The 1,920-nt window shown below is 34.7% G+C and carries 2 protein-coding genes, 1 tRNA gene and 1 rRNA gene; 3 read left to right on the forward strand and 1 reads right to left on the reverse strand.

Annotation, left to right across the window (positions count from 1 at the left end; translation table 11 throughout):
• Positions 1-30: 30 nt before the first annotated feature.
• The 3 genes from rrf to J7E66_RS25045 all read left to right on the forward strand — a co-directional run bounded on the left by rrf (position 31) and on the right by J7E66_RS25045 (position 1,637).
• Positions 31-147 (forward strand): 5S ribosomal RNA (gene rrf / locus J7E66_RS25035).
• 41 nt (positions 148-188) lie between these two features.
• Positions 189-262 (forward strand) — tRNA-Met (locus J7E66_RS25040).
• A 979-nt stretch (positions 263-1,241) separates the two neighbouring features.
• Entirely contained in the window at positions 1,242-1,637 is a 396-nt protein-coding gene (locus tag J7E66_RS25045; RefSeq protein WP_251033129.1) for a helix-turn-helix domain-containing protein, read from the forward strand.
• Between the two features lie 81 nt (positions 1,638-1,718).
• Here J7E66_RS25045 and J7E66_RS25050 read toward each other — a convergent pair.
• A partial coding sequence (locus J7E66_RS25050) for a transaldolase family protein (protein ID WP_285289258.1) occupies positions 1,719-1,920 on the reverse strand: 202 nt, incomplete at its 5' end.

Consider the following 1,920-nt stretch of genomic DNA (forward strand, 5'->3'; position numbering starts at 1 on the left):
TTTTGAGGGAATGATACCTCAACAAAATAGTCTGGCAGCAATGGCGAGAAGGTCACACCCGTTCCCATACCGAACACGGAAGTTAAGCTTCTCAGCGCCGATGGTAGTTGGGACACGCGTCCCTGTGAGAGTAGGACGTTGCCAGGCTGTTTAATTTAATATTAAACAAACGTAATACTTTTTATTATCGCGGGGTGGAGCAGTCTGGTAGCTCGTCGGGCTCATAACCCGAAGGTCGCAGGTTCAAATCCTGCCTCCGCAATCAAGCGCATCTACTCATATAAAATACATAGAATTACATAATTTTTATTCGCCTTAAGGAGCTATTCTTAAGGTTTTTTTTATTCCATGTTAAATAAATGGAATATTATATTAGTTATAAATTTCAAAAACGAGTACTCTAATACTTACTTGGGGTGATCTTTAATAAAATGTATTGAAATAGATAAAATCATTCTGATTGCATTTCGGATTGTTTTTTTTCCTGATAAGCATCCTTGGTTTATTCCTCGTGAATCAAGAAATCTTCCTATCTTCCTATTCTTCTCCGTGGTTTACTTCCGAATAGTTCAAACATAAAACATTCTACCTTATTAAATCGAGACTATCTGTATGGATAAGACTCTGAAAAATATACATATCGAATTTGGAATTTTATTAAATTGGACTTTGAAGTTTGATATCTGTATTAACTACAAAAGGTTATTCAAACGTATCCCAATCTCGACAATTTTTTTGCTTCAAGGATGGAAAAGTCCTTTATAAGCAAGGGATCATACCAAAACTAAACAAACGTTTGATTAACAAAGGAAAAGGGAAAAAAGGTCCTTAAGAATGTAAGATTACGATGTTTTTTCTAATTTTTGAGAATTAAGAAGAAAACTACAAAAATCGCGTGACAATCTTTTTACATGCTAGGATGAAATATTCCTTTATAAGCAAGGATTCATACCGGAACTAAACAAACGTTTGATTAACAATGGAAAAGAGAAAAAAGGTCGAAGAATGTAAGATTACGATGTTTTTTTCTAATTTTTTAAGAATAAGAAAATAACTCCAAATAAATACACGGATAATTCGTGACAAAATGAAATTATAGCTCTAGAACAACTTGTGGCTGCAAAAAAATTTTCTAATTTCAATATGTGCTAAATTCACATCTACTATTATATACACGCCCGGACAACGTATAGTTTATAATTCAAGTAACACCACCAAACGGTCAGCAAGGAGGGTTTATTTTGAAGGATAATATATTAAAAGAAAAAGAGGTAAAATCACGCAACCGAGATAACTTTTTAATCAAGCAGCGTGCGTTTATTAAGCTGTATTTGATCTCGTGGATCGAGCAGGGGAGACCATACGGCCAAGAGATGTTGGATGATTTTTATAAAACATTTAAACACTTTGATTATAAGCCCAACCATTCTGAAGTTTACAAAGGATTGCACGAACTGCTGGATGATGGAATCATCACAAGGTCTCGCATTATAAAAGAGGGGTCAAAGCGCCAAGAGCTTAAAGTATATGAAATTGCCAATAAGGATGAAGCTAGACGGTATAAGAAGCAAGTCAAAGAAGATTTAGACCGCAGCATAGGCCTTTTAAATAAAGCAATTAGAGATAATTATTCATAAACTATAGGGTATATATCGTAGAACTGTAGTGGGTAAAAACACGACAGGGATGAATTTCTCCTGTCGTGTTTTTTAATTAACTTAGTTTTTAAGAGTATTTTCCCAATCAGCAGCAAATTTTTCGATTCCTTGATTAGTAAGTGGATGTTTAGAAATTTGCTCAATGACTGAAAATGGAATCGTTGCAACATGTGCACCTGCCATTGCTACACGAGTTACATGATCCGGATGACGAACAGATGCTGCAATAATTTGTGTGTCGAAATTATGAATGCGGAACAAT

The organism is Bacillus sp. ISL-7, assembly GCF_018613065.1.